The 15586-nt window shown below is 53.7% G+C and carries 12 protein-coding genes; 6 read left to right on the top strand and 6 right to left on the bottom strand.

All coding sequences use genetic code 11. The annotated features are described in order from the left end of the window. Window positions 1-40: 40 nt before the first annotated feature. Window positions 41-2659 carry a type VI secretion system ATPase TssH gene (gene tssH / locus ACPUC7_RS14015; protein WP_494923370.1) on the top strand — a complete coding sequence of 873 codons (2619 nt, stop codon included), beginning with the start codon at window positions 41-43 and terminating at the stop codon, window positions 2657-2659. Further along, the gene (locus ACPUC7_RS14010; RefSeq protein WP_494923369.1) at window positions 2652-4046 is read left to right on the top strand and encodes a serine/threonine protein kinase; all 1395 of its coding nucleotides are present in this window, start codon (window positions 2652-2654) and stop codon (window positions 4044-4046) included. Before tssH ends, ACPUC7_RS14010 begins: the two co-directional genes overlap by 8 nt. 7 nt (window positions 4047-4053) lie before the next feature. On the opposite strand, the gene ACPUC7_RS14005 is transcribed toward ACPUC7_RS14010, so the two are convergent. The 4 genes from ACPUC7_RS14005 to ACPUC7_RS13990 all read right to left on the bottom strand — a co-directional run bounded on the left by ACPUC7_RS14005 (window position 4054) and on the right by ACPUC7_RS13990 (window position 8642). Then, on the bottom strand, window positions 4054-4452 hold the full coding sequence (locus ACPUC7_RS14005; RefSeq protein ID WP_494923368.1) for a hypothetical protein: 399 nt from the start codon (window positions 4450-4452) through the stop codon (window positions 4054-4056). After that, on the bottom strand, window positions 4449-5252 hold the full coding sequence (locus tag ACPUC7_RS14000; RefSeq protein WP_494923367.1) for a glycoside hydrolase family protein: 804 nt from the start codon (window positions 5250-5252) through the stop codon (window positions 4449-4451). The genes ACPUC7_RS14005 and ACPUC7_RS14000 overlap by 4 nt, the downstream gene beginning before the upstream one ends. A gap of 222 nt (window positions 5253-5474) precedes the next feature. Next, complete coding sequence (locus ACPUC7_RS13995; RefSeq protein WP_494923366.1) at window positions 5475-6104, bottom strand: glutamate racemase; 630 nt, start codon at window positions 6102-6104, stop codon at window positions 5475-5477. Between the two features lie 180 nt (window positions 6105-6284). After that, window positions 6285-8642 carry a membrane-bound PQQ-dependent dehydrogenase, glucose/quinate/shikimate family gene (locus ACPUC7_RS13990; protein WP_494923365.1) on the bottom strand — a complete coding sequence of 786 codons (2358 nt, stop codon included), beginning with the start codon at window positions 8640-8642 and terminating at the stop codon, window positions 6285-6287. 369 nt (window positions 8643-9011) lie between these two features. Here ACPUC7_RS13990 and ACPUC7_RS13985 point away from each other — a divergent pair, with 369 nt between their 5' ends. From ACPUC7_RS13985 to ACPUC7_RS13975, 3 genes are all read left to right on the top strand, one after another. Further along, entirely contained in the window at window positions 9012-9929 is a 918-nt protein-coding gene (locus ACPUC7_RS13985) for an ABC transporter substrate-binding protein (protein ID WP_494923364.1), read from the top strand. Beyond that, window positions 9926-11260, top strand: coding sequence for an NtaA/DmoA family FMN-dependent monooxygenase (locus tag ACPUC7_RS13980; RefSeq protein WP_494923363.1), 1335 nt, complete (start codon window positions 9926-9928; stop codon window positions 11258-11260). Before ACPUC7_RS13985 ends, ACPUC7_RS13980 begins: the two co-directional genes overlap by 4 nt. 239 nt (window positions 11261-11499) lie before the next feature. Continuing rightward, window positions 11500-12468, top strand: a complete 969-nt coding sequence (locus tag ACPUC7_RS13975; RefSeq protein ID WP_494923362.1) for a GT-D fold domain-containing glycosyltransferase — start codon at window positions 11500-11502, stop codon at window positions 12466-12468. A gap of 53 nt (window positions 12469-12521) precedes the next feature. On the opposite strand, the gene ACPUC7_RS13970 is transcribed toward ACPUC7_RS13975, so the two are convergent. Further along, a complete protein-coding gene (locus ACPUC7_RS13970; RefSeq protein ID WP_494923361.1) occupies window positions 12522-13823 on the bottom strand; it encodes a Fic family protein in 1302 nt (433 codons plus the stop codon). Window positions 13824-13900: 77 nt separating this feature from the next. After that, a complete protein-coding gene (locus ACPUC7_RS13965) occupies window positions 13901-14533 on the bottom strand; it encodes a DapH/DapD/GlmU-related protein (protein WP_494923360.1) in 633 nt (210 codons plus the stop codon). Window positions 14534-14666: 133 nt separating this feature from the next. Between ACPUC7_RS13965 and ACPUC7_RS13960 the strand changes: the two genes are divergently transcribed. Next, window positions 14667-15569 carry a ParB/Srx family N-terminal domain-containing protein gene (locus tag ACPUC7_RS13960; protein ID WP_494923359.1) on the top strand — a complete coding sequence of 301 codons (903 nt, stop codon included), beginning with the start codon at window positions 14667-14669 and terminating at the stop codon, window positions 15567-15569. Window positions 15570-15586 lie beyond the last annotated feature (17 nt).

Raw genomic sequence — 15586 nt, 5'->3', positions numbered from 1 at the left:
GGGTGACCAAAAAGCGATTAAACATCCTCAAGGGAAAACCATGTCAGATATTCGTCGCAACGTGTTGTTTAGCAAAATGAATCGCTCACTGTTTACCACGCTGGAAAGCGCCACCACTTTCTGTAAATTGCGTGGCAATCCCTACGTTGAATTAGTGCATTGGCTGCACCAGCTGTGGCAGCAACCGAATGGTGATTTGCAACTGATCGTGCGCCGCTGCGAACTGGATGAAGCGCAACTCAATCAGGATTTGCTGGCGGCGCTGGATCGCCTGCCGCGCGGTGCCAGCGCCGTCGCCGATCTGGCGGAACATATCGATAACGCGGTCGAACGCGCATGGATTTACTGCTCGCTCAGCGTCGGTGAAAACCAGATTCGCGGCGCACATCTGCTGCTGGCGCTGCTAAAAACCGTGGCGTTGCGTCATGTGCTGCTGGCGATCTCTGGCGAATTTGGCCGCATCAGCGCCGACCGCCTGCTGGATGAATTGCCAAACTTTATCCAGGGCAGCGATGAACAGGCGACGGCAACCCATGAAACCGCCCCGGCACCGGCTGCCAGCGAAGAGTCGGTGTTGGCGAAATATGGTCGCGATCTCACCGCCGAAGCGCGCGCCGGTAAAAGCGACCCGGTGGTCGGACGCGATGACGAAATCCGTCAAATGGTCGATATTCTGCTGCGTCGGCGGCAAAACAATCCGCTGCTGACCGGTGAAGCGGGCGTCGGCAAAACAGCGCTGGCAGAAGGCCTGGCGCAATGCATTGCCAGCGGCAACGTGCCACCGCCGTTACAAGGCGTGCAACTGTGGCTGCTGGATATTGGGTTGTTACAAGCCGGTGCGGCGATGAAAGGTGAATTTGAAGCGCGCCTGCAAGCGGTGATCAATCAGGTGCAATCCAGCGCCCAGCCAATCATTTTGTTTATTGATGAAATCCATACGCTGGTTGGCGCGGGCGGCCAGCAAGGCACCGGCGATGCCGCCAATCTGCTGAAACCGGCGCTGGCGCGCGGACAGTTACGCACCGTTGGCGCTACCACCTGGGCGGAATACAAGAAATACATCGAGAAAGATCCGGCGCTGACTCGCCGTTTCCAACCCGTGCAAGTGGCAGAACCCGATGAAGCCACGGCGATTTTGATGCTGCGCCATTTATCGCAGCCGCTGTCGCGCCATCACAATGTTCTGCTGCTGGATGAGGCGTTAACCAGCGCAGTACGTTTGTCGCAACGCTATATTCCGGCACGTCAGTTGCCGGACAAAGCCATTGCGCTGCTGGATACCGCCTGTGCGCGCGTGGCGGTGAGTCTGCACCATCAGCCGCCGGAGCTGGCCTATTGCCGTCAGCAACTGGCGGCGTTACAGCTGGAAATCGATATCGCCGAGCGCGAATTGCATTTGGGTATGGCCAACGCAGCAACGCGGATTGCCAGTGCCAAACTGGCATTGGCCGAGCGCCAGCAGGAAGAACATCAACTCAACGCGCGCTGGCAGCAAGCGCTGGTTTTGACGCAGCAACTGACCACCTTGCGCGCCACCTTGCTGGTCGATCACAGCACGCAACACACCGAACGTTATCTGGCGCTGCAACAGCAACTGGACGAACTGCAAGGCGACAAACCGCTGACGTTCCCGGCAGTCGATAGCAACGTGATCGCCAGCGTGGTCGCCGACTGGACCGGCATTCCACTCGGTCGCATGTTACAAAGTGAGCGCGATGCGGTGCTCAATCTGGCCAGCACGCTGGCGCAGCGGGTCATCGGCCAGCAACCGGCACTCGATGCCATCGCGCAGCGCATCCAAACTTCACGCGCCGGACTCGACGATCCCAGCAAACCGGTTGGCGTGTTTATGCTGTGCGGCCCGTCCGGCACCGGTAAAACCGAAACCGCGCTGGCACTGGCCGAGACGCTGTACGGCGGCGAGCAAAATCTGATCACCATTAACATGAGCGAATTTCAGGAAGCGCACAGCGTTTCGACGCTGAAAGGTGCGCCGCCGGGCTACGTTGGCTACGGCGAAGGTGGCGTGCTGACCGAAGCGGTGCGCCGTCGTCCGTATAGCGTGGTGCTGCTGGATGAAATTGAAAAAGCCCATCCTGACGTGCATGAAATCTTCTTCCAGGTGTTCGACAAAGGCTGGATGGAGGATGGTGAAGGCCGCCGCATCGACTTCCGCAACACGGTGATCATTCTCACCTCGAATATCGGCAGCGATGAGATTGCGCAGGTTTGCGGCACGGCGGCGGATCGTCCTGATCACCAGGCGCTGAGCGCCCTGCTGCGTCAGCCGCTGCGCGAGGTATTCCCCGCCGCGCTGCTGGGCCGTCTGGCAGTGATTCCGTATGTGTCGCTCAGCGATGCGATGCTGATTCGCATCATCGATTTGCGCCTGGATAAAATCCGCCAGCGCTTGCTGGAACGTCATGCCATTCATGCCGAATTTGCACCCGCAGTGGCCGAGCAAATTATGCGCCGCTGCACCGAAGGCGAATCCGGCGGTCGTATGGTCGATGCGGTGCTGTCGCAGACGCTGCTGCCGCAACTCAGCTGTCAGTTGTTGAGTGAAACTTTGCATGACGCGCCGCGTCAATTGCGGGTCGATTACCAGCAAAGCTTCCAACTGCACTTCAGCCCGTTGGCGGAGGCCAATCATGAGTGAGGTCACGCAGAAAACCACCTCGCAGGCGCTGCCGATTGGCTACTGCTTTAACGAGTATGAAATCCAGCAGGTGATTGGCGAAGGCGGCTTTGGCATTGTTTATCGCGCCTGGGATAACGAGCTGGAACGCACCGTGGCGATTAAAGAGTTTATGCCCGCCTCGATTGCGCTGCGTGATGAACAACAGCATCTGCTGCTGCGCAGCGAGCGCTTTATGCGTTTGTATCAGGCTGGATTAAATAGCTTTATTCAGGAAGCGAAAACGCTGGCGCGCTTTAATCATCCCCATCTGCTGCACGTGCTGCGCTTTTGGCAGGCCAATGATACGGCGTATATGGTGACGCAGTTTTATCATGGCGAGACGCTGAAAAATCGCTATCTGCGTGATTTCACGCCGTGCGGTGAAAGCGCGCTGCGTGCCATGTTGCCGCCGCTGCTCAGTGCGCTGAAAACGCTGCACGATCATCAGTATTTGCATCGCGATATCGCCCCCGACAACATTTTGCTGCAACAGGATGATGCGCCAGTGTTGTTGGATTTTGGTTCGGCCTGCAAAACCATTGGTCATCTCACCGATAAAACCGAAATCATGCTCAAACCCGGCTACGCGCCGATTGAGCAGTACAGCGAAGGCCGCGATGGCGATCAAGGGCCGTGGACGGATATTTATGCGCTCGGCGCGGTGCTGCACACCTTGATCTGCGGTGAACCGCCGCCGGTCAGCGTGGTGCGTTCGCTGCATGACCATTATCAGCCGCTGGCAGAGCGCGATCTGCCCGGCTATTCGGCGGGTTTGTTACGTACCATTGATAGCATGTTGGCGTGCGAACCTGACCAGCGACCCGCCTCGGTTACCGCGCTGCGCGAGTTGCTGGCGCAAAATGATCATGCGTTGCTGGCGCAGGATGAACCGCCCGCGCCCATCGTGGTGCAACTGCCCGCGTTAATTGAAGAAGTGGAGCAAGCTGAGCCGGTGATTCCTAAGCGATCGCGTCGGCCCTGGCTGGTGATCGGTGCTGCGGCGGCGGCCGTGCTGGTCGCGGTGCTGGTGGTGCAAGGATTGAAGCCTGCACCGCCCAAGTTGATCGCTAAAACGCCGAAACCGGCTCAAGTTTCAAAACCGCAAAATAACGTGATACCGTCACCTGCTGTCGCGGCAGTACCAGCCCAAATCTACCTGCGCGCCAGCCCTGACACCGCGTTGACGCAAATTGATATCAACGGCAAACCGCACGCCGCTGAAGAAAAAGACGGCATGAAAATGCTGAGTTTGTTACCGGGAGATTATCAATTGCAAGTGACGCGCCAGGATGGCGTTGCGTGGCAGCATAGCTTGCATATCGAGGCAGGAAGCGGCACCTGGCTGGTGAATGTGCCGTCTTCCTGAAGCCGCGTTATTCGCTGACGTTGCCGTTTTCACTGAACAGCACCACGTCGCCTTGCGGCTGGTGCTGGGAAACTTGCAGCGTCCAGACGTGGTTATCGTAATTGCCCGCGCCCTGCGCCGGAGACAGCACATAGCTGTAATCGCCATTGCGGAAAATGTAGCCACGGAAATCGTGCGATGGGCCGATGTTGAGCGTCGAACCTTTTAACGTCAGTTCGTGATGATTCTTTTTGTTGATCGAGTGATAAACAATGCCATCACACTCCACATCCCCTTCAACACAGCTACGGGTATCCAGAAATACCTGAAAACTTTTGCTGTCGAAGAAAGGCTTTGGCTTAGCAGGCGTTTGGGCAAACGCCTGCAATGAAATGCAGGCCAGCGATAAAGCGAGTAATTTTTTCATAATCTAATATAAATTCCTTTGTGATAAACATTCAGCTCGCTCTTCCTGCGATTCACTAATCCCTTCATTCGCGTGCCACGTGAATAAACAAACTGCATCCACGCCCGATCCAAATTCTCTGCTGATTCGCCGTTAATCACTTTAAGCGCGGTCGAATAATATAATCCCTTATGATGCTTTGAATCTTTGGTACCGATATTAAACGCCAGCATCACTAATGCATCAAACTCATTTTGCGTGAGTGCGACTTTAACAAAATTACGCACCGCATCAACAAAGGTTTTTAAATCTTGCGAGAACAGCGTTTCTGCTGCTTGCTCTGAAATGCCATCTTTATATTGGGCAAATTCACTTTCGCGGCTGATCCAATGTCCATAACCAATAGTGGCACCTACTGTCCAATTACTGATGGTGGCTTTGGTGTGATCGTCATAGGGTAAAGTATGCAGCTCTTCGTAATCCATCATCAGCTTAAGTACCTGATAACTCGGATACATGGTCATCGGATTTTTGCGTGCACCGTTAGGATTATTGCCGGTCGCACCATCGGCGCGTGGCAACGCGCTGCGTTGATTTGAAGTGAGTTGTGATAGCGTTTTTTTGCCCGGCGAGACTAAACCATCCGGATGCTGATAAAAGTGTTTTTGATAGGTGATAATTGCTTTAGTGGTGTTATTTCCGCAGATGCCATCCACACGTAATTGTGGGAAACCATTTTTACTTAATAATTGTTGCACCAGTCTGACATCTTGCGGTCGATTAGCCCCGCGCAACCCCACGCTATCCTGTATCGTTTCCATTATTCGCCTCAAAAATTATTTCAATTAAAATCATTTTGTCGGCGTCGGAGTGCACGCCAGCGGCAATTAAGCAGTTTGGCTTACCACTATAATTCATTTATTTACTCGGATTGTTCTTAAAGTCTTAAATGACATTTTCGTGACAACTTGAAGCGCGGGAAATACTATTTTAGGCGAATTGATAGGATTTTCTGGCCCGAATATTCACCGGCCATAATGGCTTTAGCGTAGGCAATGACGCAACGCTAAATGTGGGCTGGTTAAGGGTGGTGTGGCGCAATGTGACGCCGCGGCAGTCATTGAAACTTGCGCCAACGCGACGGTTGTCGCGCCCTGCTGATTGCCCTGTTCAACCGCTTGCGCAATCAGACGGTGATAGTCGTCATGCTTACCCGCTTTAAATGCCGCCCACGCGCCGGGAATCAATTGCACGTCAGGATGGTGCTCAACCGGCACGCCTGGCGGACAAAACAGCGCGCGTGTGGCGGCCAACGTCGATTCTGCTGCGCACAACACCAATGCTTTGCCCGGCAGCCGATGCACTTCGTCCGCCAGCAAGCGATCACTGCGATACACCGCACAAGGGTTGCCCTGCGCGGTGAAACCATCCGCCACCGGGCCCAGTGTGGAACAGGTAATCACGATGGCATCGAACCACGGCGTGAGGCTGTGCAGAAATTGTTCGAGGTTGTGCTGCTGTAATGCGGTCATGCCACCGGTGGATTCCGCTTCCGCCAGCAGATGCGGCATCACGATGTGGCTCAGCTGGGTGGGCTGAATACCGAGTGATTGTGCGGCTTGGTCGAAGATGGCGATGTTACTGGCAGCGGTGTGCAGGCAGGCGATGGTCATGAGGTTCCTTGTGTTTGGCATCCTTGAGGAGGTTTGAATATAGCGTAACCGGCAGATTAATCGCGGGATTTTTAAAGGCGGTCACCATAAATGGCGACCCTACGGGGTTGAGAGCCATTTATGGTGGCTGAAATATAAAAAAGGCGCCACGCGGGCGCCTTTCATTCTATTGAACAGCAATTACTTCAAACGGAACGCCACTACGCTGTCACCCGCTTGGGTGCCGAGCGAACCGTGACCGCCTGCGGCAATCACCACGTACTGCTTACCGTCTTTGCCCATAAAGGTCGACGGCGTAGCTTGTGCACCGGCGCTTAGCTCGGTCTGCCACAGCAGTTCACCGGTGGTGCTGTCGTAAGCGCGGAAGAAGTTATCCGCGGTTGCACCGTGGAACACCAAATCACCCGCCGTCAGCAACGGCCCACCGTGCGCCACCATGCCCATCGGGAAACCGATTGGGAAGCGGCCAGGCAGGAAGCTGGTTTTCAGGTTTTTGGTGACGCCCACGCGACGCAGCCATTCGGTTTTACCGGTCTTGAGATCAACACCCACCATGCGGCCCCACGGTGGCGCGATGCATGGAATGCCCAAGCCCGATGCCAACTGCTGGATGTGAATCGCATAATCACCGTGGAAGTTTTCATTCCAGTACGGCTGACCATCTTTGGTGAACATACGCTCGGTGGCGGTCTGCGCATCACGTTTGATCAGGTTGTACTTGTAAGCCAGACGCACTGGCGCGGCGATCAACATTTGACGCTGTGGATCGACGGCGACAGAACCCCAGTTGAACACGCCAATGTTGCCTGGGAAGATCAGTGAACCGCCTTCAGTTGCTGGCGTCCACGGGTTGCCGTCATAACGCAGGCTACGGAAATCCATGCGGCATGACATCTGGTCAAACGGCGTGATGCCCCACATGGATTTCTCGGTCAGTGCTTCCGGGATGAAGTTGAGGCTGGAAACCGGCTGCGTCGCCGCATACTTCTCACCTTCAATACCGTCAGTAGAAACCTTCACCTGGTTCACCGGATACACCGGCTGACCGGTAAGACGGTTCAGTACAAACAGGTTGCCGGTTTTAGTCGGCAGAATCACCACCGGCTGCTTCTGGCCCTGATAATCGATGTCGACCAGCGAAGGCTGTGACGGGTTATCGCGATCCCACAGATCGTGGTTAGAACTCTGATAGCGCCATTTAAAGGTACCGGTTTGCAGATCCAACGCCACCAGCGCATCACGGAACTTCTCGGTGTTGCTGTTAGCATCGCGTTCGATACCCACTTCATCCGGCGAGGCGTTGCCAAACGGCACATAAACGATGCCATTTTTCAGGTCGGCACTCAGCGTACCCCACGCCACTGGCGTGTCTTGCGGATAGTTTTGGCCATCAGCAATCGGTGCAGTGTTTTCCGGATGTGCGGGATCAAAGTTCCACACCAGACGACCACTTTGCACGTCATATGCACGGATCACGCCCGATGGGTTGCCGCTGTTGAAGCCGTTATCCATTACGGAACCGCCAACAATTACCAGCTTGCCCGCCACCAGCGGTGCTGCGGTTTGCATCAGCGCATGTGGACGCACTTCGCCCATGTTGGCGTGCAGATTCACGATGCCGTTCTGACCGAAATCAGCACATGGCTTGCCGGTATCGGCATCCAGCGCAATCAGCAGTGCATCGGTGGTCGCGTTGAAAATACGCTTACGGCAGATGGCCGGATTAGCCGCATTGTCTTGCGCCGCCGCCGGAGTTTCTTCGTAATAGCTCACGCCACGACAGGTTTGGTGCTGTTGCAGGTAAGAACGATCTTTGCTTGGCGTGAACTTCCACTTCACCGCGCCGGTTTCCGGATCGAGCGCATGCACCTCGTTATGCGGCGTACAGAAATACAGCATGCCGTTGGCTTTCAGCGGCGTCGCTTCGAAGGTGTATTCGCTGGCATCCGCATCCTGACGCAGATCGCCAGTGTGATAGGTCCATGCGACTTCGAGGTTTTTCACGTTGTCTTTGCTGATCTGATTCAACGCGGAGAAACGCAGGCCATCGGATGAACCGCCGTAAGCCGTCCAATCATTACTTGCGCCCTGCTCGCTGTTTTGCTCACGCGCGTTGCTGATGGTGCCGGCTTGCGGCAGCGGATCGTAGAAGCACAGACCAATCACCACCACGATCATGATGATCACCGTACCGCCAAGGAAACCGTGGAATTTGCGCTCGCCGCGATACAGCGGTTTCACCACCCACGGCATCGCCAACCATAGACCGATCACGCCAAACAAATCACCGCGCGGGATCCACTGCCATTTATCAAAGCCCACTTCCCAGATAATCCAGGCCAGCGTAATCCACATCAGAATGGCGTACAGTGCCAGCGCGCTGCGTTGATTTCTGAACAGTAAAATCGCGGTAATCAGTAAGCCTACCGCCATCAGTGCATAGAAGGCGCTGCCGCCCAGCATCAGTAGCTTGCCGCCCATGTACAGCAAGGCAATCGCCACGATCGCGAGCACAATGCTGGTTAATTTGTTAACCATGCTAATCCCTCAACGTTTCTCATCAATAAAACCCTCAAAATAACACCACATAGAATCAACAAAATTTTAACTTACGTTATCGTTTAGTAAAAACCCGTTGCTATGTGTGTCGTTAGCTCCGCTAATGAATGTAGTTCGGCTAATGCCAGCAACCATCCGCTTCGCTCATTGTGTGATTGAAATCACATTTCACATTTGAGTGACAGAATTAATCATTAGTAAGGATAATTCGCATTTTTTGATAACGACGGATCGCAATTTAGCCCGTCTTAAGGGCTTTTGCGTTGTGCGCATAACCTTGCGTGGATTTGTTACTACGCCCGCTGTAGCAGAAAACTTACGCTGTTTTCTTTTTCACCGGGAAACGTTATGAAAATCACTTTATTAGCCAGCTCATTATTCTTGCTCTCCTTAACCGCCCACGCTGCCAACAGCGAATTGATCGTCGGCGATCAAAAAGGCAACGCCCGCGCAGTAATGTCTGCCGCTGGCGAATTGAAAAACGTGCCTTATGAGATCAAATGGTACGAATTCCCTAACGCCGCGCCGTTGCTCGAATCGCTCAATTCACAACATCTTGATGCCGGATTAGTCGGCGATGGGCCATTGTCATTTGCTGTGGCAGCGGGCGCGCAGATCCGCGCCATTCAGGCTTCGCAATATCTTGGCAATGCCATCGTGGTGAAAAAAGACAGCGCGCTGCATACCATCGCTGACCTCAAAGGCAAAAAAGTGGCCACAGTTAAAGGTTCATCTGGCCAGAACATGGTATTGAACGCGCTGCATGAGGCCGGTTTGCCAGATGACAGCGTGACCTTTGTGTTCACCACGCCGTCGGAAGCCACCCTGGCGCTGGATAATGGCGCAGTGGATGCGGTGGCAACATGGGAACCCTATGTTTCCTACGCAGTGGCACAATCTGGCGATCGCATCGCCATTGATGGCAAAGACTCGCCGGTATCGAACTATCTGGTGGCGACCGACAGCGCCATCGCCGCCAAACGCGCGCAGCTCAGCGATTTTCGCCAGCGTCTGATACGTGCGCGGGCTTGGGGCGTGGCGCATCCACAGGAATATGCCAGCGAGTTGGCGCAGCTGCTGCGCCTGCCGGATGCGGTGGCGCTCAGCAAAGTGCAGCGCGAGAACAATGCGCCGGTGGAAGATTACGCCACGGTGGAAAAACGTCAGCAGTTGGCGATTGATACCTTCACCCGCAGCGGGTTGATTAAACCGGGTTTGCAGGCGGATAAGCTGGTGGATGCGTCCTTCTTTGGGGCAAAACCATGATGAATCTGGCGCTTTATCTCGATTCCGGTATTCATCAAGGCGGCTGGCGTCATCCTGATTCTGCCGCGACCGGCGGCAGCAACTGGCCGCTGTACCGCAAAATCGCGCAGCGTGCCGAAGCGGCCAAACTGGATATGGTGTTCGTGGCCGATAAGCTCGCCATTGATGATGTGTATGGCGGCCATCTGGCGCAAACCGTGCAGCATCGTCAGGTTGGTTGGTCCGAACCCTTGACGCTGTTAGCGGCGCTGGCGGCGGTCACCGATCACATTGGCCTCGGCGGTACGGTGTCATCCTCCTATTCGGTGCCCTACACCACCGCGCGTCAGTTGGCGAATATCGACCACATCAGCGGCGGTCGCGCGGCGTGGAATGTGGTGACATCACTAAGTCACGCCGAAGCGCGTAATTTTGGTCGCAGCGAACATTTCAGCCATGAAGCACGTTATCGACGCGCCGCTGAATTCATTGATGTGATGAAAGCGCTGTGGGATAGCTTTGAAGAGGACGCACTGATTCTGGATAAAGCGCAGGCGCGCTTTGCCGATCCTGCGCGTTTTCATCGGCTCGATCATCAAGGGGAATCCTTTGATGTGCAGGGGCCGCTCAATCTGCCGCGTCCGCCGCAGGGCCATCCGCTGGTGATTCAGGCGGGCGTCTCAGAGGCGTTTGTTGATTTGGCGGCGCAACACGCTGAGATGCTGTTTGTGGTACAGCCAAATCGTGAACGCGCGCAGCAGTTTTATCAAACGCTGAAGCAACGCGCGCAGCACTATCAGCGCCAGCCGCATGAACTGCGAATTCTGCCCGGCATGGTACCGATCGTCGGCACCACGCAGCGTGATGCCGATGAACGTGCCGAGTACTTAAAATCGCTGATTACGGTGGAATCGGGGCTGAGTTTTGTCTCTGCCAGCATGAATATCGATCTGTCGCAGTATCCGATTGATGGTCCGGTACCGGATTTGCGTGAAAAAATCACCGGCAGCAAAGGTCGTTTCCAGTATGTAATTGCCAGCGCCATTGAGCAGAATCTGACGTTGGGGGAAATGGCGAAACGCTATGCCGAGAGCCTGTCATTTCCAGCGCCGACCGGCACCGCCGATACCATCGCGCAACAGATGATTGATTGGTATCAGCATCAAGCCTGCGATGGGTTTGTGATTTTGCCGACCTACATCGACGAAAATGAAGATCGTTTCCTCGAGCAGGTGGTGCCGCGTTTACAGCAGGCGGGCGTGTTCCGTCGCGAATATGAAGCGGGTACGCTGCGCGATCGTTTGGGCTTAGCGAAACCGGCAAATCGTTTCCATAATAATAAGGTGAAATAATTTAATTAATTATGTTTCTGCCTCTGCGACTATTCCTGGCAATCCATATCGCAGAGGCGTTTATTAAGCGTTTAACATTGTATAAGATTGTCATTACAATTTATCAGCGCTTATTTATTGGCTTTGTATTATTTCGCCTGCTTATTTTTGGGATTTCCCTCACGCTAATAACCGTTTCTAACTGTGATATAAGTCACATCACTACTTTGGGAACCACCAATTATAAATAGAAGGTTATTATGCTGAATGCAGATTTCTTATATCGTAAATTACGTTTTCCTTTTAAGTTGACACACGCAGCGGTCAAATTCCCGATCGCTAATGCGCATGCACGTCAATATCAGGTGATGTCGCCGGAAAAAACCATTGAACTATTGCTCGATAATCCCCAACTCTCGCTGAGCCGCTACGGCGATGGGGAACTGGAGATGACGTTGTTTAAAAACATTGGTTTCCAATCATTCGATGAACGTCTCTCCATTCGCTTGAAAGAGATATTACGTCGCGGTAGCCAGGAGAGTAATCGTTGTTTGTTGTGTTTGCCCGACGCGTTTCGCGGCACGCAGAATATGCGATTTGGTTCGGCCCTATTTTGGTTCTTTCATAAGGCCTTTTATTTCCGCCATTATGAGCCGCTATTAAAACGCGGCTATTTTTACGGAAATACCTCAGTCACCCGGCCCTATCATGATTATAAAGACAAACAACAAGCGCAGCGTATTTTTAATAAATTCAAACAACTGTTCCACGATAAAAAGCTATTAATTGTTGAGGGCAGTGGTACGCGTCTTGGCATCGGTAACGACTTATTGGCCGGTGCACGTGAGATTAAACGCATCACCACGCTTAATCGCAATGCGTTCTCAGTTTATAACGATCTCTACAGCTCGGTGCTGGCGCACGCACGCGACTACGATATGGTGCTGATGTCGCTGGGTCCAACCGCCACGGTGTTGGCTTACGATCTTAGCCAGCACGGTATTCGCTGCATCGATACTGGTCACATTGATATTGAGTACGAATGGATGCGCAGTTCAGCGCGTGACAAAGTTCAGGTGGCGGGCAAAAACGTCAATGAAGTTGGCGTGTTGCTGAGTGAAAATCAACGCGATAACGACGATCATTATCGTGAGCAGGTGCTGCTGCATGTCGGATTGCCGCAGCAGGCAGTGTTGTCCCCCCTCATCACCCCGCCGGGTTTGGTGTAAGTTTCATCGCAAGCAATCGCAAAACAGGGCATTTTGAGATTGCTTGCGATCAGTTAGTCGCTTTTGCGTTTCTTTAACCACTCTTGCAGCTTACGCAGTGAAACGGGGGCCTGATACACCGTACCCTTACCCTCTTTCAACGGACGCAATAACCCTTTATCCGCAAGACTTTTTAAGCGCGTACGCGCGGTGTTATCGGCAATCCCCAAACGCGATTTGATGCCCGCAGAACTCAGCAAGGTTCCCGGCGCATTGAGCGCAATCGCCATAATGTCGAGTTCACCTTTGCCCAGTTCCCCTTGCTCTTCTACCCATTTTACCAGCCGCGCACGCTCCTGATGCAGCGTAGCAATCTGCTCGCTAAACGCCTGCACTGCACGCATCACGATTTCACATTGAAATTGGACAAAATAGGTCAGATCCATCTCATCGGTTTCTGTATAGAGATACGAGATGCCGTACTTGATCGCCGCCGCTTTCAATAATTTGCTGATAGAGATGTAACGGAAAGCGCTGTAACCGTGGCGAATCAAATGATGGTAAAACAATCCACGCGCAGTACGTCCGTTGCCATCATTGAAAGGATGAATGTAGCCAATAGCGAAGTGCATTACACAAGCCACCAGCAACGGATGAGTTCCCTGCTGTTCCAGCCAGACCACTTCGGCGCATAACGCATCAAGCAGGCTATTGAGCTTTTGATGGTCTGGTGGACGATGAATGATTTCGCCATCCCGCCCGGCAACAAAGACCTCGTTGTTATCGCGAACAGCGCCGGGACGGTATTTTTCATCATTGATACCCGCACAGGCGATATGATGAATTTCCAGAATATCCGCGCGTGTCAGCGGCGCATCGCCCATGGTGGCAATGTGCTGCATCAACCGCCAGTTACCCATGATCATGCTTTCATCTTCGGTGCGCGGTGCGCGTCCAACCGCTAACAACTCCATCGCAACGCGTGATGTGGTAGCCGCACCTTCCAACTGACTGGATGAAATCGCTTCTTCCATGATCAGTTGCGACATCAGGTACGAAGCAGCGTCTTCATCCGTCGGTTCGCCGTTACGGGCGAAGGTCATGCGGTCCACCATTGACATCGCCGCAGTGATTTTTGTGGTGAAGTTGCAGGTGACAGTTTGGTCAGCAACAACAAAGTGATGGGCCGTGCTGCGACGTTTAAATTTCAACGCGCTCCACAGTTTATCCCGCGTATCCGCGTCACGCACCCGACGATAAAGCTCATCATAATGCAGATAGCGTTCGTCCCACTCGGCATAGCTGGCGAGCAGTGAATTGATCTCACGGATATTCAGTGAATCAACAAGTTGAGCAGGAGGACGGCGCAGTTTCATCTCAAGCAATCTCAAAAACAGGGTATTTTGAGTTTACTTGAGATTAAGGAGAACAACAAACTGCGCGCCTTGGGGAATTAAACCGCGTGGCGCTGACAAAATGCCGTCAGATCTTCCGACTGGAAATCAGCCAGATTCGCCATTAGCTTGTCCAGCGGCCAGTTCCACCAGGCGATGGCTTGCAACTGCGCGGCAATCTGCGCATCAAAACGTGGGCGAATCATTTTCGCCGGAACACCGCCAACGATGGTGTACGGCGCAACATCTTTGGTGACAACCGCACCCGCCGCCAGCACCGCGCCATCACCGACGGTGACGCCCGGCAGTACGATCACGCCATGACCAATCCATACATCATTGCCAATGATCACCCGTTCAGCGCGGCGATCGGCAAAGAAACCCGCATCGCGCTCGGCCTGAGGATTATAATATTCTGGGCAGTAGGTGAAACGGTGCTGCGAGGCGCGATCCATCGGATGATTCGGTGCGCCAATGCGCACGTTGTTGGCAATGGCGGTAAAGCGGCCAATTTGTGTATCTGCCACACAGCAGTGTTCCCCCAAGTAAGAGAAATCACCCAACTCGCTGTATTCGATATAGCTTTCCGCCAGAATTTCACATTGCTGCCCAATGTGCGTTTCGCGCATGCGTACGCTGGGATCGATAACGGTTTGTTGCAGTTTTGCCGGTTGCACAGCAGCGAGTGACATAGTGGATGCTCCAAAAGTGGTCAGAGGTCTGGATAACAGGTTGCCGCTGGGCAACCGCCAGCCACAACACTACAGCGCCAAGATGACAGAAATGCTATGGTTCACCGCTATTACAGGCATGTGAGGAAATGGAATGAGAACCAGCTTGTCGTTGTTAACCCTACTTTTATCGGGCGGATCGGCGTTCGCTGCGCTGCCCGTCGATATTCACGCTGGCGCGATTGTGCAAGTGCCCTTGAGTGAGTTGCATCCCACTCAAGCGACGCTGGGTTATCGTCAGCTAGATTACAAATTGCATCGTTATCAGGCCGAACCCAAGAAACTGTTTGATGATTATTGCGAAAGCATGGGTCAGAAAGGCGTAAAAGATTTTAGCGCGCAGTCGAAAATCACCCAACCCAGCAGCTTCAGTTGCAAAGCGCCAGTTGGCAGCGAACCTGGGCCGATGAAAACCGCGGTGATCGCGCCGGATAATCAGCTTTACCTCACTGACGGTCACCATACGTTCAGCAATTTTGTCGACGTTGCCGGCTTAACGGTGCCGGTTCAGGTGCGCATTACGGATGATTTCCGCTCGTTAAAAACCATGCCCGCATTCTGGCAGAAGATGGAGGCCGCCAATTTGGTATGGCTGGATACGCCATCGGGCAAAATTAAGCCGGATGCGCTGCCGAAAGAGTTGGGCCGTCAATATATGCATAACGAGGAGTACCGTTCGCTGGTCTACTTCGTGCGCGATATCGGCTTCGATAAAGAGCAGAATCCGCCGCCGTTCCTTGAGTTTTACTGGGGGAAATGGCTGGAAACCCAACTGCCGGTGAGCAACTTCAATCTCGGCGATCGCCACGGTTACGCCAAAGCCGTGGCCGCTATCGCTGAGAAGATGACCAGCGTGCCGAAGGATACGGTGATCGCCCATAGTGATAGCGGCACCTTGACGGCGCAACGGTTGGGCGCGCGCGACAAGGTTAATCAGAAGAAACTGGCTAAGCTCACCGACAGCGACGGGAAACTAACCTGGGCTTTTGCACACTAATATCATTCAGGCGGATT

Source organism: Pantoea sp. CFCC18179 (assembly GCF_059412405.1).
Note: the sequence above shows the minus strand (reverse complement) of the source record. Positions and strands in the feature narration are given on the sequence as shown.